At 65.0% G+C, this 20896-nt stretch carries 19 protein-coding genes; 10 read left to right on the forward strand and 9 right to left on the reverse strand.

Going from position 1 to position 20896, the window contains the following annotated elements; genetic code table 11:
• Positions 1–108 precede the first annotated feature (108 nt).
• A complete protein-coding gene (gene wrbA / locus HMP09_RS07800) occupies positions 109–711 on the reverse strand; it encodes an NAD(P)H:quinone oxidoreductase (protein ID WP_176499898.1) in 603 nt (200 codons plus the stop codon).
• A 236-nt stretch (positions 712–947) separates the two neighbouring features.
• Between wrbA and HMP09_RS07805 the strand changes: the two genes are divergently transcribed.
• Positions 948–1976, forward strand: coding sequence for an IS110 family transposase (locus HMP09_RS07805; protein WP_176498987.1), 1029 nt, complete (start codon positions 948–950; stop codon positions 1974–1976).
• Between the two features lie 305 nt (positions 1977–2281).
• Here HMP09_RS07805 and HMP09_RS07810 read toward each other — a convergent pair whose 3' ends face one another.
• The 3 genes from HMP09_RS07810 to HMP09_RS07820 all read right to left on the reverse strand — a co-directional run bounded on the left by HMP09_RS07810 (position 2282) and on the right by HMP09_RS07820 (position 5374).
• Positions 2282–3214 carry an IS5 family transposase gene (locus HMP09_RS07810; RefSeq protein ID WP_176499899.1) on the reverse strand — a complete coding sequence of 311 codons (933 nt, stop codon included), beginning with the start codon at positions 3212–3214 and terminating at the stop codon, positions 2282–2284.
• Between the two features lie 316 nt (positions 3215–3530).
• Positions 3531–4559: an IS110 family transposase gene (locus tag HMP09_RS07815; RefSeq protein ID WP_176498987.1), complete on the reverse strand. Its 1029-nt coding sequence runs from the start codon at positions 4557–4559 to the stop codon at positions 3531–3533.
• Between the two features lie 95 nt (positions 4560–4654).
• The gene (locus HMP09_RS07820) at positions 4655–5374 is read right to left on the reverse strand and encodes a pirin family protein (RefSeq protein ID WP_176499900.1); all 720 of its coding nucleotides are present in this window, start codon (positions 5372–5374) and stop codon (positions 4655–4657) included.
• Between the two features lie 305 nt (positions 5375–5679).
• Between HMP09_RS07820 and HMP09_RS07825 the strand changes: the two genes are divergently transcribed.
• The 5 genes from HMP09_RS07825 (at position 5680) to dinB (ending at position 12105) form a co-directional block, all read left to right on the forward strand.
• Positions 5680–6585: a LysR family transcriptional regulator gene (locus HMP09_RS07825; protein ID WP_176499901.1), complete on the forward strand. Its 906-nt coding sequence runs from the start codon at positions 5680–5682 to the stop codon at positions 6583–6585.
• Between the two features lie 248 nt (positions 6586–6833).
• Positions 6834–8552, forward strand: a complete 1719-nt coding sequence (mqo, locus tag HMP09_RS07830) for a malate dehydrogenase (quinone) (protein WP_176499902.1) — start codon at positions 6834–6836, stop codon at positions 8550–8552.
• Positions 8553–8942: 390 nt separating this feature from the next.
• On the forward strand, positions 8943–10034 hold the full coding sequence (locus tag HMP09_RS07835) for an AI-2E family transporter (RefSeq protein WP_176499903.1): 1092 nt from the start codon (positions 8943–8945) through the stop codon (positions 10032–10034).
• 152 nt (positions 10035–10186) lie between these two features.
• Entirely contained in the window at positions 10187–10888 is a 702-nt protein-coding gene (gene ctrA / locus HMP09_RS07840; RefSeq protein ID WP_176499904.1) for a response regulator transcription factor CtrA, read from the forward strand.
• A gap of 131 nt (positions 10889–11019) precedes the next feature.
• On the forward strand, positions 11020–12105 hold the full coding sequence (dinB, locus tag HMP09_RS07845; protein WP_176499905.1) for a DNA polymerase IV: 1086 nt from the start codon (positions 11020–11022) through the stop codon (positions 12103–12105).
• A gap of 24 nt (positions 12106–12129) precedes the next feature.
• Here dinB and HMP09_RS18375 read toward each other — a convergent pair whose 3' ends face one another.
• The 4 genes from HMP09_RS18375 to HMP09_RS07860 form a co-directional block, all read right to left on the reverse strand.
• Positions 12130–12906 carry an ATP-binding protein gene (locus tag HMP09_RS18375; protein ID WP_232090773.1) on the reverse strand — a complete coding sequence of 259 codons (777 nt, stop codon included), beginning with the start codon at positions 12904–12906 and terminating at the stop codon, positions 12130–12132.
• Positions 12897–13979: a HAMP domain-containing protein gene (locus tag HMP09_RS18380; RefSeq protein WP_232090774.1), complete on the reverse strand. Its 1083-nt coding sequence runs from the start codon at positions 13977–13979 to the stop codon at positions 12897–12899. The genes HMP09_RS18375 and HMP09_RS18380 overlap by 10 nt, the downstream gene beginning before the upstream one ends.
• Complete coding sequence (locus tag HMP09_RS07855) at positions 13979–15889, reverse strand: putative bifunctional diguanylate cyclase/phosphodiesterase (protein ID WP_176499906.1); 1911 nt, start codon at positions 15887–15889, stop codon at positions 13979–13981. The genes HMP09_RS18380 and HMP09_RS07855 overlap by 1 nt, the downstream gene beginning before the upstream one ends.
• Positions 15890–15976: 87 nt before the next feature.
• Positions 15977–16891, reverse strand: coding sequence for an ROK family protein (locus HMP09_RS07860; protein WP_176499907.1), 915 nt, complete (start codon positions 16889–16891; stop codon positions 15977–15979).
• A gap of 166 nt (positions 16892–17057) precedes the next feature.
• Here HMP09_RS07860 and HMP09_RS07865 point away from each other — a divergent pair, with 166 nt between their 5' ends.
• Positions 17058–17666, forward strand: a complete 609-nt coding sequence (locus HMP09_RS07865; protein ID WP_176499908.1) for a Dps family protein — start codon at positions 17058–17060, stop codon at positions 17664–17666.
• A gap of 99 nt (positions 17667–17765) precedes the next feature.
• On the opposite strand, the gene HMP09_RS07870 is transcribed toward HMP09_RS07865, so the two are convergent.
• Positions 17766–18368, reverse strand: coding sequence for a hypothetical protein (locus HMP09_RS07870; RefSeq protein ID WP_443026465.1), 603 nt, complete (start codon positions 18366–18368; stop codon positions 17766–17768).
• Between the two features lie 158 nt (positions 18369–18526).
• On the opposite strand from HMP09_RS07870, the gene ispH reads away from it, so the two are divergent.
• From ispH to rnhA, 3 genes are read left to right on the forward strand one after another with little or no spacing between them, the layout of a single operon-like run.
• Entirely contained in the window at positions 18527–19483 is a 957-nt protein-coding gene (gene ispH / locus HMP09_RS07875) for a 4-hydroxy-3-methylbut-2-enyl diphosphate reductase (protein ID WP_176499909.1), read from the forward strand.
• Between the two features lies 1 nt (position 19484).
• Positions 19485–20435, forward strand: coding sequence for a homoserine kinase (gene thrB / locus HMP09_RS07880; RefSeq protein ID WP_176499910.1), 951 nt, complete (start codon positions 19485–19487; stop codon positions 20433–20435).
• Positions 20432–20896, forward strand: a complete 465-nt coding sequence (gene rnhA, locus HMP09_RS07885; RefSeq protein ID WP_176499911.1) for a ribonuclease HI — start codon at positions 20432–20434, stop codon at positions 20894–20896. Before thrB ends, rnhA begins: the two co-directional genes overlap by 4 nt.

The raw sequence follows: 20896 nt of genomic DNA on the forward strand, positions 1-20896 counted from the left end.
ATCATATCCTCGCATAGCTGGTGCACGCGAAGCGAAATGCTCCGGTGATGGGGAAACGCGCTTACCACAGGGTAAGTTTCGTCTCCCGAACCACCGAAGCCACGCCGGTTATGCGCTCAGCTTGGCTGCCGTCTCGGCGATGCGTTTACCCTGGTAGCGCGCGGCATCGAGTTCCTCGGTATGCGGCATACGGCTGCCGTCGCCGTCCGAGATCGTCGTCGCGCCGTAGGGCGATCCGCCCTTGACCTTGTCGACGCCCATCTGCGCCTGGAAGCCATAGTCGAGCCCGACGATCGTCAGCCCGTGATGCAGCAGGTTGGTGATGATCGAGAACAGCGTGGTCTCCTGACCGCCATGCTGGCTCGCGGTCGAGGTGAAGGCACCACCGACCTTGCCGATCAGCGCGCCGGAGAACCACTGGCCACCCGTCGTATCCCAGAACTGCGACATCTGCGCAGGCATCCGCCCGAACCGGGTCGGCGCACCGACGATGATCGCGTCATACTGCTCGAGCGCGGCGGGGCCTTCGATCTCGGGATGCGCGCTGTCGGTCTTGAAGTGCGCGGCCTCGACCACGGACTGCGGTGCAGTCTCGGCGACGCGGCGGATGTCCACCTCGGCCCCACCGGCACGTGCGCCCTCGGCGACGGCATCCGCCATCTGCTCGATATGGCCGTAGGACGAGTAATAGAGCACGAGAACCTTGGTCATAGGAAGTTTCCTTCTTGGCTCCCCCTCCCGCAAGCGGGAGGGGGCTGGGGAGTGGGCGCCCGGCTTGGGCAAGCGAGCCGGATCGAAGTGCGTATCTCCAACGATGGTTGCGGCGGCGGTGAGCGCGAGCCCGCCCCCTGCCCCCTCCCGCAAGCGGGAAGGCTTTGATGATGTAACCGCCCCCCGACGGCATTAAAGTGGAAACGGGGGTCTTCAACTGATGGAGGAGTGCGGTGATGTCGGAGATTGTTACGATCGGACTCGATCTGGCGAAGAGAGTGTTCCAAGTCCACGGGGCTGATGGAGCGGGTCATGCGATCCTGCGCAAGAAGCTGAGCCGGGATCAGTTGCTGCCGTTCTTCAGTACGCTTCCGCCGTGCACGGTCGCGATGGAGGCTTGCGGAGGCTCGCATTTCTGGGGGCGGAAGATTGCCCTTCTGGGCCATGAGGTTCGCCTGATCCCGCCGGCGTATGTGAAGCCTTTTGTGAAGCGGCAGAAAAATGATGCGGCGGACGCCGAGGCGATCTGCGAGGCGGCGCAACGCCCATCGATGCGCTTCGTGCCGGTGAAGAGCGAAGAGGTACAGGGAGCTGCCTCGGTGTTCCGGGTCAGGGAGTTGATGATCCGGCAGCGCACCCAGGCGATTAACGCCTTGCGCGGCCATTTGACAGAGTTCGGCAAGGTGGTGCCCAAAGGCGCTGCAAATATCTCCCGCCTGATTGCCATTGTGGATGATCCGGACAGCGGCCTGCCTGCTCAGGCTGTTGCGACATTCCGGGTGCTTGTCGACGCGCTCGTCGGCCTCGACGCGCAGATCGAGAAGCTGAACGCCGAAATCACCCATCGCGCTAAAGAGAATGAAGTCGCGCAAAGGTTGATGACGATCCCCGGCATCGGTCCCCTGATCGCCACAGCCATCGCGGTGCTGGCCCCACCACCGGAGACGTTCCGTCGCGGCCGCGATTTCGCGGCCTGGCTCGGCCTCGTGCCGCGACAACACTCAACGGGCGGCAAGCAACGCCTTGGGGCAACGACGAAGATGGGCGAGCGATCCCTGCGCCGCCTCCTGATCATCGGGGCCAACAGCGTCATCATCAAACGGAGTGTCCATCAGGCAGCTCGACCGGGCACCTGGCTGGCAGGAATGCTGTCGCGCAAGCCGTCGATGCTCGTCCGTGTCGCGCTGGCCAACAAGATGGCGCGCGTCGCCTGGGCGTTGATGATCAAGGGTGAAAGTTACCGGGCTCCGGCTGCGGCGGCATAAGCCGACCGTCAGTCGCGAGGCGTCGGAGCGTACGAGGGCAAGGAGCAGTTTGGCGCAACGGTCGTGAGACGGGGATCGGGAAAACCAGTTTGCAACAGAGTGCCTTCGAGCACGCGGCTTTGATCTGGACCCGACCTGCGAACACCATACGGGCCCGCGGCAGTTGTAAGGCCGCATCATGAGGCCGGACATATGTCAGCACCCGACACGCGCCACAACGAGTTTCAAAAACCCTCTTGCGTATGGGGCGGTTACATATGTTGCATAACGCCTCGAGAGCATGACCGCCCTTTTACTTGAAGATATTATGCGATGCGGACAGTGATCGGCGTTCCCATCTTGGAGAAGCGATTGAGGATTGCAGCACGGACTTTGAGCTCGGTGATCTGACGATCGAAGGTACGAGCCACAACGCGTTGGCTCAGGAGTTTGAAGCAGTGCATTTTGGTCTCGGCCAGACTGCGGCGATGATAGCCGCTCCACTTCTTCCAGATAGCGCGGCCAAGGCGCTTTGTAGCGCGTAGCGCTTCATTGCGACCATCGACGCCAGGACCGTCTTTCGTCCATGGTTGCCCGTTGCGACGGACCGGAATGACCGCCTCTGCACCACGTTTGGCAATGGCAGCATGGCACGCCCTTGTATCGTAAGCGCCATCTCCGCTGACGCTGAGTATCTGCTCGTCCTGCGGGATCTGCGCCAGTAGATTTGGCAGCGTCGGCGCATCGCCGACGGCATTCGTCGTGACTTCGATGGCCCGGATATCCAGCGTTGCCGCGTCGATCCCCAGATGCACCTTGCGCCACTGGCGGCGGTAGGAGGCGCCATGCTTGCGCGTCTTCCACTCACCTTCACCCGTCATCTTAATGCCTGTGCTGTCGACCAGAAGGCGCAGGCCGCCTGAACTAGGTCGCCCGCCAAGCTCGACGACCAACGTCTTCTGCCGTCGGCATAGCGTCGTATAATCCGGCACCGGCCAGTCCAGCCCGGCAAGCTTGATCAGGCTAGCCACCAACCCTGTCACTTGCCGCAAAGGCAGATTGAACAGCGATTTCAGCGTCAGGCAGAGCTCAATCGCGCTGTCCGAAAATCGCATCGGCCGACCAGGACGACCGCACGGCTTCGACAGCCAGTGCATCTGCGGATCAAACCAAATTTCCAGTGACCCGCGCCGCTTCAGCGCTGCATTATACTCCGGCCAGTTCATCGTGCGGTATTTCGGTGCGGCAGGTTTGGACATCGCGCCCATCTATCTCGCTCGATTCCCTCGGGGAATCCCCAGCGTCAGTTTTGCAACATATGTAACCGCCCCATACGCAAGAGGGTTTTTGAAACTCGTTGTGGCGCGTGTCGGGTGCTGACATATGTCCGGCCTCATGATGCGGCCTTACAACTGCCGCGGGCCCGTATGGTGTTCGCAGGTCGGGTCCAGATCAAAGCCGCGTGCTCGAAGGCACTCTGTTGCAAACTGGTTTTCCCGATCCCCGTCTCACGACCGTTGCGCCAAACTGCTCCTTGCCCTCGTACGCTCCGACGCCTCGCGACTGACGGTCGGCTTATGCCGCCGCAGCCGGAGCCCGGTAACTTTCACCCTTGATCATCAACGCCCAGGCGACGCGCGCCATCTTGTTGGCCAGCGCGACACGGACGAGCATCGACGGCTTGCGCGACAGCATTCCTGCCAGCCAGGTGCCCGGTCGAGCTGCCTGATGGACACTCCGTTTGATGATGACGCTGTTGGCCCCGATGATCAGGAGGCGGCGCAGGGATCGCTCGCCCATCTTCGTCGTTGCCCCAAGGCGTTGCTTGCCGCCCGTTGAGTGTTGTCGCGGCACGAGGCCGAGCCAGGCCGCGAAATCGCGGCCGCGACGGAACGTCTCCGGTGGTGGGGCCAGCACCGCGATGGCTGTGGCGATCAGGGGACCGATGCCGGGGATCGTCATCAACCTTTGCGCGACTTCATTCTCTTTAGCGCGATGGGTGATTTCGGCGTTCAGCTTCTCGATCTGCGCGTCGAGGCCGACGAGCGCGTCGACAAGCACCCGGAATGTCGCAACAGCCTGAGCAGGCAGGCCGCTGTCCGGATCATCCACAATGGCAATCAGGCGGGAGATATTTGCAGCGCCTTTGGGCACCACCTTGCCGAACTCTGTCAAATGGCCGCGCAAGGCGTTAATCGCCTGGGTGCGCTGCCGGATCATCAACTCCCTGACCCGGAACACCGAGGCAGCTCCCTGTACCTCTTCGCTCTTCACCGGCACGAAGCGCATCGATGGGCGTTGCGCCGCCTCGCAGATCGCCTCGGCGTCCGCCGCATCATTTTTCTGCCGCTTCACAAAAGGCTTCACATACGCCGGCGGGATCAGGCGAACCTCATGGCCCAGAAGGGCAATCTTCCGCCCCCAGAAATGCGAGCCTCCGCAAGCCTCCATCGCGACCGTGCACGGCGGAAGCGTACTGAAGAACGGCAGCAACTGATCCCGGCTCAGCTTCTTGCGCAGGATCGCATGACCCGCTCCATCAGCCCCGTGGACTTGGAACACTCTCTTCGCCAGATCGAGTCCGATCGTAACAATCTCCGACATCACCGCACTCCTCCATCAGTTGAAGACCCCCGTTTCCACTTTAATGCCGTCGGGGGGCGGTTACATCATCAAAGCCACGCGGGAAGGGGAAAAGCTTACTCCGAGTCTACCAGAACGATTTCGGCGTCTTCTTGAGCCGTGATCGTCACCGTCTGGCCGCCCTTCAGCGCCGCTCCGTCGCGGGCGGCAAAGGCGTCGTCGCCGATCGTGATCGCGCCGGTCGCCGGCACCAGGTACACGTGACGCCCATCGCCGACCGCATAGTCGACGCTGTCGCCGGCCTTCAGCGTCGCCGCCAGCACGCGGGCATTCGCACGGATCGGCAACGCATCGCCGTCGCCCTCGAACCCGCTCGCCAGCGTCACGAACTGGCCCGACCGCTCACCCTTCGGAAACGGCTTGGCACCCCAGCTCGGCGCGCCACCTTTACGCGAGGGCTCGATCCAGATCTGGAAGATCTTCTTCGTCTCGGGCTCCAGATTATACTCGGCATGGCGCACGCCGGTGCCGGCGCTCATCACCTGGACGTCGCCCGCCTCGGTCCGCCCCTTGTTGCCAAGCGAGTCCTGATGCGTGATCGCGCCGCTGCGGACATAGGTGATGATCTCCATGTCCTGATGCGGATGCGGCGGAAAGCCCGAGTTCGCTGCGATCTGGTCATCGTTCCACACACGGATCGCCCCCCAGCCCATCCGGGCCGGATCATAATAGTTCGCAAACGAGAAATGGTGCCGCGCATTCAGCCAGCCATGATCGGCATGGCCAAGGCTCTCGAAGGGGCGGCGGTCGACGGTGTTCAAGGTTGTGGTCGTCATGAGATGTCTCCACTGGTTGAACCCAAGATAGGCGCTGCGATTACCCCGTAAATAGAAACGCTGGAAACCGATCGTTTCGGTGACTATCGTGAGTTCGAGTTTACGGGCGATACCGATATTCGGTTTGCTGCAATCCTCCCCCGCCAGGGGGAGGTGGCGCCACCGGCGACGGAGGGGGAGGACACGGAGCAGACGTGGGCTCTTACCTCCCCCTCCGACTGGCAAGTGCCAGCCACCTCCCCCTGGCGGGGGAGGATTGCGGAAATTGACCATCTGCACAGCCTGGTCCTGTCGGAGACCCCCTTATGCGCCTGCCCGATCTCGAAGCCTGGGCGATCTTCGCCAGCGTCGTCGAGCACCGTTCCTTCAGCGCCGCCGCCGACGCGGTCGGGCTCAGCAAGGCGACCGTATCGAAGGCGATCACCCGGCTCGAAGCGCATCTCGGCCAGTCGCTCTTCCACCGCACCTCACGCCGCCTCGCGCTCACCGAAGCCGGCAAACCGCTCGCCGAACACGCCGCCCGCATTCTCGCCGAAGCCCGCGCCGCGGAAGAATCCGCGCACGACGCCGCCAGCGCGCATACCGGCCGGGTCCGCCTCGCCGCGCCGATGAGCTTCGGCGTCACCAATGTCGCCCCCATCCTCGCCGAGTTCCTCGTCGCGCACCCCGGTATCGAGGTCGATTTCCACCTGTCCGATGCCCGCGTCGACATCGTCGCGGAAGGCTTCGACATCGCGCTACGGATCGCCGAACTCCCCGACAGCTCGCTGCGCGCCCGCCGCCTATGCAGCATCCAGGCGCATACCGTCGCCGCCCCAAGCTATCTCGCCAGACACGGCACCCCGACGCACCCGGCGCAACTCGGCGAGCATCAGCTGGTCGGCTATTCGAACGTGATCGGCCCGTGGCGCTTCCACGGCCCCGGCGGCGCCGATGTCTCGGTGCGCCTCCAGGGACAGCTCACCGCCAACAGCGGCGAAGCGATCGTCCCCGCATTGATCGCCGGCCTCGGCATCGCCCGCCTCCCCGACTTCATCGTCGACCGGCATATCGCGTCGGGCGCGCTCGTCACGATCCTCGAAGACTGGGCGCCCGCCAAGATCGGCCTGCATCTTCTCACACCGCCGAGCCCGCTTCGCCCGGCCCGCGTCGAGGCACTGATCGACTTCCTCGCCGCGCGGCTTCGCGATCCGAACGGCGGGCAAGCCTAAAGCGGCGACCTTGCGCAAAACCGGGTCGGATGCCATGTAAGGCTCTGGATAGCCGCTCGAGTTTGCACCGCAGCGCCGTCCCAACGACACCCGATACCGGGATGAGGACTTTGAGCAGCGGCCGCGCTCAGTCGGTAGTTCGTGTATCGATTCCGTGATTTCCGCGTGGCTGACCCGACAATCCGGTTATGGATTCTCGTCGTCCCCGGCCTGTGTCGGGACAGCGGACCATGCCGAAACGAAGAGGCATGATCATGCGGCCAGACGCCAACGACAAGATTTCCCCAGGATCCTCGACCGGCGTTACCCGTCGCGGCCTGCTCGGCTCGGCGATCGTCGCGGGCGGCGCAGCGGCGTTGCCGATCGCGCACGCCGACGCCGCGACGACCGAGCGGACGGTCGACGTCCTCTTGATCGGCGGCGGCATCATGAGCGCCACCCTCGCGGTGCTGCTGCGCGAGCTCGAGCCGACTTGGACGATCGAGATGGTCGAACGGCTCGACAAGGTCGCCGATGAAAGCTCGAACGGCTGGAACAACGCCGGCACCGGCCACTCCGCGCTGTGCGAACTGAACTACACGCCGGTCAACGCCGCCGATGGCAAGGTCGAGATCGCCAAGGCGGTCGAGATCAACGAGCAGTTCCAGGTTACCCGCCAGTTCCTGAGCCATCAGGTCGATAGCGGCATCCTTGCCAATCCGCGCTCGTTCATCAACTCGACGCCGCACATGAACCTGGTGTGGGGCGATGCCAATGTCGCCTTCCTGCAAAAGCGCCACGCCGCACTCCAGGCGAGCCCGCTGTTTTCCGGCATGGAATTCACCACCGACCCAAAGCAGATCTCGCAGTGGGTGCCGGTGATGATGGAGGGGCGTGCGCCCGGCACGAAGCTCGCCGCGACGCGCTCCCCGCTTGGCACCGATTGCGACTGGGGCGAGGTCACGCGGCAATATATCGCGTCGCTCAACAAGCAGGACAATTTCACGCTGACCACCGGCCATGAGGTCCGCTCGCTCGAACGCGAGACGATCGGCGGCAAGAAGGCGCGCTGGCGTGTCACCGCGCGCGACATGAAGACCGACGAGAAGCAGGTCATCAAGGCGCGCTTCGTGTTCGCCGGCGCCGGCGGCGGCGCGCTGCCGATCCTGCAAAAGTCCGGCATCCCCGAGGCCGACGACTATGCCGGCTTCCCGGTCGGCGGCTCGTTCCTGGTCGCGGACAAGCCCGGGATCACGCACCGCCATCTCGCCAAGGTCTATGGCAAGGCCGCGGTCGGTTCGCCGCCCATGTCCGTGCCGCACCTCGACACGCGGTTCCTCGACGGCAAGCAGGCGCTGCTGTTCGGTCCGTTCGCGACCTTCTCGACCAAGTTCCTGAAGGAAGGCTCGTATTTCGATCTTCCGGCATCCGTGACGCTCGACAATTTCCGGCCGATGCTCGCGGTCGGCTGGGACGATTTCGACCTGGTCGAATATCTCGCCGGACAGCTCATCATGTCCGACAGCGACCGGCTGGACGCCCTGCGCGAATATTTCCCCGGCGCGAAGGACGGCGACTGGCGGCTGTGGCAGGCAGGCCAGCGCGTCCAGATCATCAAGCGCGATCCGGAAAAGGGCGGCGTATTGCGGCTCGGCACCGAGATCGTCGCGTCGAAGGACGGCTCGATCGCCGCGCTGCTCGGCGCCTCGCCGGGTGCCTCGACCGCCCCGTCGATCATGCTCAACCTGCTGAAGAAGGTGTTCCCGAACCATCTGGCAACGGCCGGGTGGCAGGCGAAGATCCGCGAGATCGTGCCGACCTACGGCGTGATGCTGAACGAGACCCCGGACGTCCTTGCCGAGCATTGGGCATCGACCGCCGACACGCTGCAACTCGCCATCCCCTCGCCGACTGTCGGCGTCGCAGCCGGGCCGCGCCCCGCGGCCATGCGCGTCAAGCCAGACCGCAGCCCCGACCTGGCGCTGTAAGCCAGACCCAGCATCACCTCACAAATCCTCCCCCGCCAGGGGGAGGTGTCAGGCACTTGCCTGACGGAGGGGGCGGTCGGCGGTAACCGCCGTTCCGTGTCCTCCCCCTCCGTCACCTTCGGCGACACCTCCCCCTGGCGGGGGAGGATCAGCCGCCGCAAAACCCGGAACGCACCTTAAGTCCTTGGAACGGCTGTCCTACGCACCGACGATCTGCCACGGTCGATCGATGAGCGATCCGACCGTCCAAACCCCGCAACGCCAAACCGGCCACGAACTGCCAGCGTCCAGCGATCGAACGCGACCTGCAAACATTCTCCCAGCGTCTATACTTTCTATACTTCACTCGGTTTCGCCTCGTACGGCGCCCGCCCGGCGGCCCGCATCCGCATGAACCGGCTGGCCCCCGACGCGGACGATTCGCGCTTTATTCGCCGCGTACTCCTGATCATCGTGATCGTCGCGGTCACCGCCGCACTCTACAAGGCGGGCAATCTCCTGATCCTCGCCTTCGGCTCGATGCTCGGGGCCATCGTCATCCACGCGATCGCCGATCTCTACCACGACCATCTCCGCGTACCGCGCAAGCCGGCGCTCGGTCTTGGCATCGCGACCGTGCTGGGCGTCATCGCCTTCCTCGTATGGTTGTTCGGCGTGCAGTTCCGCAGCCAGGTCAATGTGCTGATCGCCCAGACGCCGGCGTTGCTCGACCAACTTGCCGCGTATCTCTCGCAAAGCGCGGTCGGCGCAAAGCTCGTCGACGCGGTGCAACAGGCCTATGCCGGGTCGAAGGTCGCGCAGGACGTCGGCGGCCTGGTGACCGGCGCCGGCGAACTCGTGCTCAACTGCCTGTTGCTGCTGGTCGGCGCGCTGTTCTTCGCGGCCAACCCCAAGGTGTACGAGCGCGGCTTCCTGTTGCTCGTCCCGCGTTCGAAGCGGGCCGCGGTGGAGGATGCGCTGTTCGACGTCGGCTCGACGCTCCGGCTGTGGCTGGGCTCGTCGCTGATCCTCATGACGACGATGGGCATTCTCGTCGGCGTCGGGCTCTGGCTGTCGAACGTGCCCAGCGCCGCCGCGCTCGGGCTGCTCGCCGGACTATCCGAGTTCATTCCGTATATCGGCCCGACCGCGGCGATGATCCCCGCACTCGGCCTTGCCGCGACGCAGGGGACGTCGTCGATCGTCGGCACGCTCGTCACCTATGCTGTCGTGCGGCTGGTGCAGACCAATTTCATCACGCCGTACGTGCAGAACCGCGTGATCTCGATCCCGCCGGCGATCACGGTCTTCGCGATCATCGGTATCGGCACGATCTTCGGCCTGTTCGGACTGTTCTTCTCCGCCGCGCTGCTGGTCGTGATCTTCACGCTCGTCCGCAGCCTGTATCTGCGCGAAGTTCTCGGCGAGGATATCCCCAAGACCGTCCACCGGACGTTGCTCGGGCCAGACCTGAAACCGCGCCCTCCGGCCGAAGATTTGTAAGGAAATCAACCGCTCGCGGACAATCCTGCCGATTCGTCGCGTCAACCTTAGTCCGAAATTAACCTTTTGCCTTCAGATGTTGTGTGGTTAATGAATAGAAGTCGAGCGGCTGGCATGGGGTGTCGGACGGTCTCGCGAAGAGGGGACGACGCATGCGAGTGCTGCTGATCGAGGACGAGCCGACCACGGCCAAGGCTATCGAGCTGATGCTGACGACCGAAGGGTTCAACGTCTACATCACCGATCTCGGGGAAGAGGGCCTCGATCTGGGCAAGCTGTATGATTACGACATCATCCTGCTCGACCTGAACTTGCCCGACATGCACGGCTATGACGTGCTGAAGCGCCTGCGCGTCGCCCGTGTCGCGACGCCGGTGCTGATCCTGTCGGGCGTCAACGAGATGGACTCGAAGGTCCGCAGTTTCGGCTTCGGAGCCGACGACTACGTCACCAAGCCGTTCCACCGCGAGGAACTGATCGCGCGTATCCACGCCGTCGTCCGCCGCTCGAAGGGGCATAGCCAGTCGGTCATCCGCACCGGCAAGCTCGCCGTCAATCTCGACGCGAAGACGGTCGAAGTCGGCGGCAGCCGCGTCCACCTGACCGGCAAGGAATATGCGATGCTGGAGCTGCTTTCGCTCCGCAAGGGCACGACCCTCACCAAGGAAATGTTCCTCAACCATCTCTACGGCGGGATGGACGAGCCCGAATTGAAGATCATCGACGTGTTCATCTGCAAGCTCCGCAAGAAGCTCAGCCTGGCGTGCGATGGCGAGAATTACATCGAGACCGTCTGGGGTCGCGGCTATGTGCTGCGTGAGCCCGACGAGGTGCTCGAAGCCCAGGTCGCGTAACGCCCCAGTTTCCGGGCGCAGGAAGGCCGCGGCATCGGGGGGTGCCGCGGCCTTTCCTATTTTGGGGGGAGCGCCATTTGGTTGCGCGAACGCCCTGTATAGCCGCGCGCTGCCGTCCTATCTGGGGGGCGATGGCCGCTCCTCCTACCCAGCCGCCGGCGCAGCGCAAGGTGATCCATGTCGACATGGACGCCTTCTATGCGTCGGTCGAACAGCGCGACGATCCTTCGCTCAAGGGCCGGCCGGTCGCGGTTGGCGGGTCACGCGCGCGTGGCGTCGTGGCGGCCGCAAGCTACGAGGCGCGCGCGTTCGGCGTCCGCAGCGCGATGCCGTCGGTCACCGCGATCCGTAAATGTCCCGACCTCGTGTTCGTCCCGCCCCGGTTCGACGTGTACCGCGAAGTCTCGGACCGGATCCGCGCGATCTTCGCGGACTATACCGACCTGATCGAGCCATTGTCGCTCGACGAGGCGTATCTCGACGTGACCGAGGATATTCGCGGGCTCGGCACCGCGGCGGCCATCGCGGAGGAAATCCGCGCGCGGATCAAGGCGGATACCGGGCTCACCGCCTCCGCCGGCGTCAGCTACAACAAGTTCATCGCCAAGCTCGCGTCGGATCAGAACAAGCCCGACGGCATCTGCATCATCACGCCCAAGCGTGGTGCGGCGTTCGTCCAGTCGCTGCCCGTCAAACGCTTCCACGGTGTCGGGCCGGTGACCGCGCAGAAGATGGAACGGCTCGGCATCCTCACCGGCGCCGACCTCTACGGCATGACGCTCGCGTTCCTGCAGGCGCATTTCGGCAGCTATGCGGACTATCTCTACGGCGCGGCGCGCGGCATCGATCACCGGCCGGTGCGCGTCAACCGCGCCGCCAAGTCGGTCGGTGCGGAACGGACGTTCGAGACGAACCTGACCGCGGCGGAGGATCTGCGCGCGGCGCTGCACCGGGTGGCGGATGCGGCATGGGTGCGGATCGAACGGCACGGTACGCGCGGCCGCACGATCACGCTCAAGCTACGCCACGCGGACTTCCGCACGATCACGCGCGCTCGGTCCTCGCAGACGCCGGTGACCGACAAGGCCGCATTCCTGGCGGCAGGTCTCGACCTGCTGATGGCGCAACTGCCGGTACCCGACGGCGTGCGCCTGTTGGGCCTTACTTTGTCAGGCATCATGGGCGAAGATGACGAGGTTCAGCCAAGCCTGTTGTAGGTCTGCTCGGGCCGATCCGAAGGCTCAGTCAGCGTCGACGAGCGCGGCATCCGGCGCCAACAGCGTCAGGATCGCAACCGCGCCCTGCCCTGGCCCTTCGCTTTCCAGGCGCAGCGAACCGTGCATCGCGTTCACCGAATTGGCACACCAGTGCAGCCCAAGCCCGCCCGACTTGTGCGCTCGCGTGGAGAAGCCGCGGCGGAACAGCGTCGCCGCGACCGCGGGGGTGATTCCCTCGCCATCGTCGCGGATCTCGATCGTCACACGGTCATCGGCCTGCGCGATGGTCGTGACGATCGATCCGCTGCCGGTCCCGCGTGCGACGATCGATTCGGCCGCGTTGGCGAACAGATTGCCGATGACCTGGCTAAGGATCAGCCGGTTCGCCATGACGAGATTGGGACCCGCCGGAAACCCGAACGCGATCGATGCGCCGTCCAGATAGCGCACGATCGTCGCGTTACGCGCGATGATCGTCGTGACGTCGCAAATCTCCAGCGCGGGGCGTTCAAGCGCCGCCTGCTGCTGCTGCCCGATGATCTCCAGCACATGCCCCATCGCCGCGCGGCCGATGCTGAGTTCGTGGCGGGTCGATTCGCGGTTGGCGGCGTCCTCGTCGATCGCTGCCGTGACGAACGCGGCCAGCTTCTGGCGACGGTCGTCCGGAACGTCGCCGCGCGCGAGTTCGTCGAGCGCCCGATCGAGCATGCCGCGATCGATCGGTGGCGCCTGCGCGATTTCGCGACTGAGGATCGTACTGATCGGGTTCAGTGCGTTGCGGACATTGTGCATCACGGCCATCGCGCTTTCGGTACGCCCAGATCGAACGACTGTACGCCGATCTGTTCGCGCAGATCCCTTAACTGTCGCAACATCGCGTTGAAGTTGCGTCCGAGCGAACCGATTTCATCGCGTCGCTCATCCTCTTCGAGCAACGCGAGCGAGCCCGATGCGCGGACGCGTCGCATGTGATTTTCGATACGCAACAAAGGACGCAGAACGAGGTGCGCGATCACGCGGCGCAGGACGATAAGCACGAACAGCAGCAGCAGGATCGATCCGGCGACCGCCAACGCCAGCGTGCGCCGGCCGAGCCGCGATACATCACCCGGCAGGGCGAACCGGGTCGTCGCGACGGCGCGTCCATCGGCGCCGATCATCGGCACGACGATCGTTGCCCTCGACCCGCCGGAGGTCGTCGCCGCCGCACCGCCGGAACCGAGATCAATGGTCGCATCGACGCCCAACGCCTCGGAAATCTGCGCGGCGGTCAGCACGCGCGCGGTCGCGACATAGCCTTGCACGGTATCGGCATCGCCCGCCCGCCCCCTTCGCGCGACGCCGATCGCTGCGACACCGTGGCCCAGCCGCGCATAGAACCGGGTCGACTGCCGGCGGTCGAGCACGTGCGCGACATCGGTGCGACCGAGCAGCGCGACCCAGTGCTCCCGCAGGCTCGAAACGGCGGGTCCGCTCCATTTGGCGCGGACGACCCGACCGTCCGCGCCAATTTCGGCAAAACCATCCGCAGCGGGCGATCGCGTCGCCGGCGTCGTCCGACCAGCGGGCGCAGGCCGGGCGCCGGACAGCCCCGCGGAATGGCGGTACGCACGCGCCTCGGCCTGAACCTCGGCGGCGTATCTCGACAACATCGCGTGCGTCCGCTCGACCTGCCCGGCGATCGCGGCGTCTTGCAGCCTGGTAAAGCTCGGCGTGATGATCGACGCCAACAACACCGTGATCGCGACCGTCCCGCACAGCGCAACGACCGTCATGATCAGGACGAGCTTCGCGCCGAGCGACGTCGGCCGCCGCATCTTGCCGAATTGCCGTCCGAGTGTTGCCGGACCGCGCCCCATCCCGACGGTCGGCATCAGTTCATCATTCCGTTGCCCAATTGCCGCGGCGGCGTCGGTCCGTCACCTGCGATATCGTCCTCGCCGCCGAGATAGCGCGCGTTCGCCATGCCGAGTGCGATAGGCGCGGCGACCGGACGCGAGTAGAAATAGCCCTGGAAGTGGCTTGCCCCGGCCAGTTTCAGCGCCTGGACCTGTGCCTCTGTCTCGACTCCTTCCGCGATCACGCCCAGCCCCAGCGCGCGGCCCAGATGGATGATCGAGTGTACGATCGCCGCGCTCTCGCGCTCGCGGCCCATGCCGTCGATGAACGACCGGTCGATCTTCAGGCAATCGAGTGCGAACTTGCGGATGTTGTAGAGGCTGGAATAGCCCGTCCCGAAATCGTCGAGTGCGATCCGGAACCCCATCTGGCGCAGCTTGTAGAGCGTGTCCGCCGCCCGTTCGGCATCGTCGAAGATCGCGGTCTCGGTGATCTCGATCTGCAACCGCGCCGGCGCGATCCCGGCACGCTCGACGCTCTCCAGGATGTGCCCCACGAAATTGTGGCGGCGAAACTGGCGCGGCGAGAAATTGACCGAGACATACTGGCCGGGCCATTGCTTCACGACGTCGAGCGCTTCGCCCAGCACCCAGTCGCCGAGCTCGTGGATCAGGTTCGATTCTTCGGCGATCGGGATGAACGTGCTCGGGCTCATCGCGCCGTAATCGTCGGTGTTCCACCGGACGAGCGCCTCGAAACCGATCACCTCGACCGTGTCGCGCGCGACGATCGGTTGATAGACCAGGCTCAATTCGCCCTTTGCGATCGCCTGGCTCAGCCCATTCTCGACCCGCCGACGAAAGCGAATGCCCTCGTCCATGTTCTCGTCGAACAGGCGGACGATTCCGCGCCCGCCGCGCTTGGCGTCGTTGAGCGCGAGGTCGGATCGCCGCATGACGTCGACCGGGTCGCGCCCCTGCCCGCCTTCGCTGACGACCACGCCCGCCGACGCGCCGCCCTGCACTGAATTGCCGAACACCTGCAGAGTGACCGAACAGGCCGAGACGATTCGTTCGCAGGCCATGACCCCGGCCGCTTCGCTCGATGTCTCGAACAGAATGCCGAATTCATCGCCGCCAAGCCGGGCGACCAGCGCCTGGTCCGGTGCCGAGCGGTGCAGGATCGCGCAGACTTCGCGGATCAACGCGTCGCCCGCCAAATGGCCAAGCGTGTCGTTGACCAGCTTGAAGCGATCCAGATCGACCATGACCGTGGCGAACAATCCCGGCGCGCGCGTCCGCTCGGCAAGCGCGCGCAGGAAGGCGAGCCGGTTCGGTGCGTCGGTCAGCGAATCATGCGTCGCCATGTGGATTGCGCGACTCTCGTTCGCGGCGAGTTCCGCGCTCTGCTCCTTCAACTGCACCACCTGCGCAGCCAGCGTCACGCGTGCGGCCTTCAGTTCGCGGTCGATTTCCCACCGCTTGGCAAGTGCGGTCGCGGTCTGCGTCACCTCGGCGACCTCGAACGGCTTGGCGATGTAGAAGATCTTGTCGGCGGGGCCGGCGACCTTGCTGATCTCGATCGGCGAGAAGTCGGAAAAGCCGGTGACGATCACCAGATTGATCTCGGGATCCAGCGCCCGGATACGCTGCGCCGTCTCGCGGCCATCGATACCCGGCGGCATGCGGATATCGATGAACGCGACCGCGAAAGGCTCACCATTCGCCAACGCTCGCGCGACTTCCGCGACCGCGTCCAGGCCCTGGTGCGCATGCATCAGCGCAAAGCCGGCGGTGTCCCCGCGATGCGGCTCCAAGGCGGTCCCGCCGAACAGGTCGGCGGCCATCGCACCAAGCGCCTCGCCGCCTCCCGATCGCTGACCGGCGAAACTGCGCCGGTAGCTGTCGTGCATCGCTGGCTCGTCGTCCGCGATCAGAATGCGCATTGATACAGTTCCTCACCGGTCACCGCATTCGTGCCTTGCGGTACGCCAAGTGCCTTCATCGTTAAGAAGGACTTTAACTTAAATCGGTTAAGACGCTGTAAAAGATGTTTGTAACTTATGTCCAAGTGCTTGAGCACCCAGCACGATGGCGCCGAGCGGCCCGGCATTATTGCCCAGCGCAGGCGGGACGATGAACGTGTCGACCAGCGCGACCTCGGGCAACGTGATGTACCCGCCAAGGCTACGCGTCATCGCCGCCCGCACCCGCGGAAACAGGTGCGTCGAGCCCATCACGCCCCCGCCCATCACGATCCGGCGGGGAATCCCGGTCAGGACGAGCGTATGGCAAAGCTGCCCGAGTGCATCGGCGACGCTGTCCCAAACCGGATGCTCGGCAGGCGCCTCGTCGGCGGGGAAGCCGATCCGTGCCGCGATCGCGGGTCCCGCCACCAGCCCCTCGATGCACGCGCCGTGGAACGGGCAGTTGCCGATCCAGTCGTCGCCCTGGAGCCGCGCCGGACGAATATGGCCCAGCTCGGAATGCGTCAGGCCATCGACCGGACGGTTGCCCGCGATCATGCCTGCGCCGACACCGGTGCCGACCGTGACATAGGCGATGTCCGGCAGGCCCTTCGCCGCGCCCCAGAACGCTTCGGCCAGCGCCGCACCGACCACGTCGCTGTGGAAGCCGGTCGGCACGCCGTAGCGCCGGCTGAGCCGTCCGGCGATATCGGTCCCGGCCCAGCCGGGCTTCGGCGTCGAGGTGATATGGCCGTAATCCCCCGAATGGCGATCGATCGAAACCGGCCCGAAGCTCGCGATACCAATCGCCACGAACCCGCTCCAGCGGTCGAGCACCGCTTCGATCGCGGCCAGCGTCTCTTCCGGACGGGTCGTCGGAATCCGCACGGTTTCCTCGATCTGGTCGGGTCCTCGCGCAAGAATGCAGATGCATTTGGTGCCACCAAGTTCGATACCTGCGACCAGCGGTGCTTCCGTCATCCTCAACTCCCAACGCGTGAATGAGGCCCGCTTCCTTTGCCGAGCGCGTCCAGTCAAGAGCAGGTCGGTTATCGCGATCACGCTGAACGAGGATTTGATCTGCTGTCGATCCGCCCGATCGTGCGTTAGGCCTACTCGCGTTCACCCGAACAGACAGGAATTTCCAATGGCGAAGAAACCCGCAAAGCTGATCAAGGCAGACACCGACGTCTCGAGCGAGGCGCAGCCCCAGTACAAGGTCGAGTATCGCGAGATCCAGCCCTATGGCACGCTCAAGAGCTTGCCGATCGCGCTTGAGGACAATGCGCGCGCGCAGAGCGTCGCGACGTTGAACCAGGTGCTTGCGGACACGATGACGCTCCGCGACATGTACAAGAAGCATCACTGGCAGATGTCGGGTGCGACCTTCTATCAACTGCATCTGCTGCTCGACAAGCATTACGAGGAGCAGGCGGCGCTCGTCGACCTCGTGGCCGAACGGATCATGGCGCTCGGCGGCATCAGCATCGCGATGGCACCCGACGTCGCCGAGATGACGACGATTCCCCGCCCGCCCAAGGGCCGCGAAGACGTCCCGACGCAGCTCGCCCGCCTGCTCGAAGCGCATGAGATCATCCTGCGCCAGGCGCATGAGGGCGCGGAAGCCGCGGACGAGTCGGGTGACGACGGCACCAACGACCTGCTGGTGAGCAACATCATCCGCACGCACGAGCCGCAGGTGTGGTTCCTCGCGGAGCATCTGGCCGCGACCGAACTGATCCGCAGCGACAAATAACAATACGGCCTCCTCTTCACCGCGAAGAGGAGGCCGCATTTTCAAGCGAGCACGTATTTTCAAGCGAACATTGGCGCAGGCAGCACCAGCCCGCCGGACTCAGCGCGTGGCGTTGTACTTCAACTGATCGTCGGTCAGCTGGAACCCGACCAGCGCCTCGAAGCTCGCACGCAGCACAGCCTGCCGAACTTCGGGGGTGCTCAGCGGATCGACCGCGGCGTCCTGATCGCCCGCCTTGCGCCGGCGAGTCAGCTTCTCCCGAACATCTTCCGGCAACGTGGCCGCGGCGCGCGATATGGTTGCCGTCGTCGTGGCCGACGCCGATGCGAGTGCCTGTCCCGCGGCGAAGTGCAACGCCACCCGGCCGACTCGCTTGGCGACGACCGCGCTACCGCCGCGTACGACGGTGATGAAATACGGCACCGTCACGTCGCGGGCCGCATCGGTACGCGTGCGGCGCGCACGAACGTCGAAGGTGACGTTGGTGACGACCTGGTCCGTCGCATCGGCGCAGGTCGAGCGGACATTGGTCATGAACGCGGCGACGTCGATCGCCGACTGGTCGCGGCTGGCGATCGGATCGAACAGCGTGAGGTCGCCGGTCGCTGCCGGGATCGCGACGGGCGGGCAGACCGAACGCACCGCGGAGATGCCGCCGGTCGCATCGACTTCGCCCTTGCTGGCGCACCCGCTCAACAAGATCGCACACGCAGAAACGGCTAGGATAGGGGCTTTCACGGCGACGCTTACCTTCTCGAACGAGCGAAAGGGCCACCGCATGTCGCAAGCAGCCCCTGTCGCGGCGCACCATAGGAACCGGCTATCGTCCAGGCAAGCAATCGCGTAGAGGCTGATGCATCATGAGCCTAATCGACAAGCCGCCGCTCGAACTGTTGATCGCAGCACCCCGAGGCTTTTGCGCAGGGGTCGACCGCGCCATCCGGATCGTCGAACTGGCGATCGAGAAGCATGGCGCGCCGGTCTATGTCCGCCACGAGATCGTCCACAACAAGTTCGTCGTCGACACGCTGAAGGCGCAGGGCGCGATCTTCGTCGAGGAACTCGATGAGGTGCCCGACGGCGCCCCGGTCGTGTTCTCCGCGCACGGCGTGCCCAAGTCGGTGCCGCTCGACGCACAGAATCGCGGTCTCGAATATCTCGACGCGACCTGCCCGCTAGTGTCGAAGGTCCACCGCCAGGCCGAGCGACTGGTCGCGCAGGGACGACATATCGTGTTCATCGGCCATGCCGGGCATCCCGAGGTGATCGGCACGTTCGGGCAGGTGCCCGCGGGCGCGATGTCGCTGATCGAGACGGTCGAGGATGCCGAGGTGTTCGCGCCCGCCGATCCGGCCAACCTCGCCTTCCTGACGCAGACGACTCTGTCGGTGGACGATACCGCCGCCGTGGTGGCCACGTTGCAGCGCCGCTTCCCGCAGATGTTGCCACCGCGCGGCGAGGACATCTGCTACGCGACGTCGAACCGCCAGACCGCGGTGAAGGCGATCGCGCACAGCGTTGATGCGGTGCTGGTGATCGGCGCGCCCAATTCATCCAACTCGGTCCGCCTCGTCGAGGTCGCCGAGCGCGAGGGGACACCGGCGAGGCTGATCCAGCGCGCGAGCGAACTCGACTGGGATTTCCTGGCGGGCGTCGGCACGCTGGGGATCACGGCCGGTGCATCGGCGCCCGAATTGCTGGTGCGCGAGCTGGTCGACCGGTTGTCCGAACGCTTCACGGTCACCGAGCGCGAAGTCGAGACGAACCGCGAGACGATCGCGTTCAAGCTGCCGCGCGGACTGGAGGCGGCTGCCTAGCATGGCGGTCTATACGCAGGTTTCGGCGGAGGCGCTGGGCGGCTTTCTCGCGCGCTATGATCACGGCGAGCTTCTGTCCGCCAAGGGCATCGCCGAGGGCGTCCAGAACAGCAACTACCTCGTCGAGACGACGGCCGACCGTTTCATTCTGACGCTGTACGAGGAGCGCACGTCGACCGAGGATTTGCCGTTCTTCCTCGACATGCTCGATCATCTTGCCAGCGACGGCAATCCGGTGCCGCGCGCGCTGCCCGACCGGGACGGCGTTGCGATCCAGCAGCTGGCAGGGCGATCGGCGTGCCTGATCGAGTTCCTGACCGGCGTGTCGGTGTCGCATCCGACAGCCGCGCAGGCCTATGCCGCAGGTGCGGCGATGGGTCACATGCATACCAGCCTTGCTGGTTTCGCGCAGACTCGCGCCAACCCGCTCGGGGCCGATACGTGGCGGCCGTTCCTCGCGCGATGCGGCCGCGATATCGATTCGATCGCGCCGGGGCTGTACGACAGGACCGAGGCCGCGCTGACATCGGTTCTGGCGCAGTGGCCGCGCGACCTGCCGATGGCCGCGATCCATTCGGATCTGTTTCCCGACAATGTGCTGATGCTCGGTGACCGGGTGACCGGGGTCATCGACTTCTATTTCGCGTGCACCGACATCCGTGCCTATGACCTGGCGGTGATGCACACGTCCTGGGCGTTCGACGGCAATGGCGAGAATTACAATGCGCCGATCGGCAAGGCGCTGATCGATGGCTATGCCGGCCAGTTCGCGCTGTCCGACGCCGAGCGCGCGGCGCTGCCGATCCTCGCGCAGGGCGCGTGCCTGCGGTTCCTGCTGACGCGCGCGTGGGACTGGCTCAACACGCCGGCGGATGCGCTGGTGACGCGCAAGGATCCGCTGGCCTATTGGCGGCGGCTCGAGACGTATCTCAAGGGCGACCTGTTTGCATGACTGACGAAGCTGCCGTTTCCATCACCAAGGTCGAGATTTTCACCGACGGTGCCTGCAAGGGCAATCCGGGCCCCGGCGGCTGGGGTGCGGTGATCCGGATGGGCGCGCACGAGAAGGAGCTCTCGGGCGGCGAGTCGCCGACGACCAACAACCGGATGGAGATGACCGCGGCGATCGAGGCGCTCAACGCACTCACCCGGCCATGCGCGGTGACGCTGTACACCGACAGCAAATATGTGATGGACGGCCTGACCAAGTGGGTGAAGGGCTGGCAGCGCAACGGCTGGAAGACCGCCGACAAGAAGCCGGTTAAGAACGCCGAGCTTTGGCACGCGCTGCTGGCGGCCGTCGCCCGGCACAAGATCGAATGGCAATGGGTCAAGGGCCATGCCGGCCACCCGGAAAACGAACGCGCGGACAAGCTGGCGAGCGACGCCGCGGTCGCAGCCGGGCGCAAATAA

This window comes from Sphingomonas sp. HMP9 (assembly GCF_013374115.1).
Classification (GTDB): domain Bacteria; phylum Pseudomonadota; class Alphaproteobacteria; order Sphingomonadales; family Sphingomonadaceae; genus Sphingomonas.

Coding starts and splice junctions, on each gene's coding strand:
- HMP09_RS07805 (WP_176498987.1), top strand. CDS start 948: ATGTCGGAGATTGTTACGATCGGACTCGATCTGGCGAAGAGAGTGTTC.
- dinB (WP_176499905.1), top strand. CDS start 11,020: ATGGCCGCTCCTCCTACCCAGCCGCCGGCGCAGCGCAAGGTGATCCAT.
- HMP09_RS07855 (WP_176499906.1), bottom strand. CDS start 15,889: ATGCGCATTCTGATCGCGGACGACGAGCCAGCGATGCACGACAGCTAC.
- mqo (WP_176499902.1), top strand. CDS start 6,834: ATGATCATGCGGCCAGACGCCAACGACAAGATTTCCCCAGGATCCTCG.
- HMP09_RS07815 (WP_176498987.1), bottom strand. CDS start 4,559: ATGTCGGAGATTGTTACGATCGGACTCGATCTGGCGAAGAGAGTGTTC.
- HMP09_RS07810 (WP_176499899.1), bottom strand. CDS start 3,214: ATGTCCAAACCTGCCGCACCGAAATACCGCACGATGAACTGGCCGGAG.
- rnhA (WP_176499911.1), top strand. CDS start 20,432: ATGACTGACGAAGCTGCCGTTTCCATCACCAAGGTCGAGATTTTCACC.
- ctrA (WP_176499904.1), top strand. CDS start 10,187: ATGCGAGTGCTGCTGATCGAGGACGAGCCGACCACGGCCAAGGCTATC.
- wrbA (WP_176499898.1), bottom strand. CDS start 711: ATGACCAAGGTTCTCGTGCTCTATTACTCGTCCTACGGCCATATCGAG.
- HMP09_RS07860 (WP_176499907.1), bottom strand. CDS start 16,891: ATGACGGAAGCACCGCTGGTCGCAGGTATCGAACTTGGTGGCACCAAA.
- HMP09_RS18375 (WP_232090773.1), bottom strand. CDS start 12,906: ATGGCCGTGATGCACAATGTCCGCAACGCACTGAACCCGATCAGTACG.
- HMP09_RS07865 (WP_176499908.1), top strand. CDS start 17,058: ATGGCGAAGAAACCCGCAAAGCTGATCAAGGCAGACACCGACGTCTCG.
- HMP09_RS07835 (WP_176499903.1), top strand. CDS start 8,943: ATGAACCGGCTGGCCCCCGACGCGGACGATTCGCGCTTTATTCGCCGC.
- HMP09_RS18380 (WP_232090774.1), bottom strand. CDS start 13,979: ATGCCGACCGTCGGGATGGGGCGCGGTCCGGCAACACTCGGACGGCAA.
- HMP09_RS07825 (WP_176499901.1), top strand. CDS start 5,680: ATGCGCCTGCCCGATCTCGAAGCCTGGGCGATCTTCGCCAGCGTCGTC.
- HMP09_RS07820 (WP_176499900.1), bottom strand. CDS start 5,374: ATGACGACCACAACCTTGAACACCGTCGACCGCCGCCCCTTCGAGAGC.
- ispH (WP_176499909.1), top strand. CDS start 18,527: ATGAGCCTAATCGACAAGCCGCCGCTCGAACTGTTGATCGCAGCACCC.
- thrB (WP_176499910.1), top strand. CDS start 19,485: ATGGCGGTCTATACGCAGGTTTCGGCGGAGGCGCTGGGCGGCTTTCTC.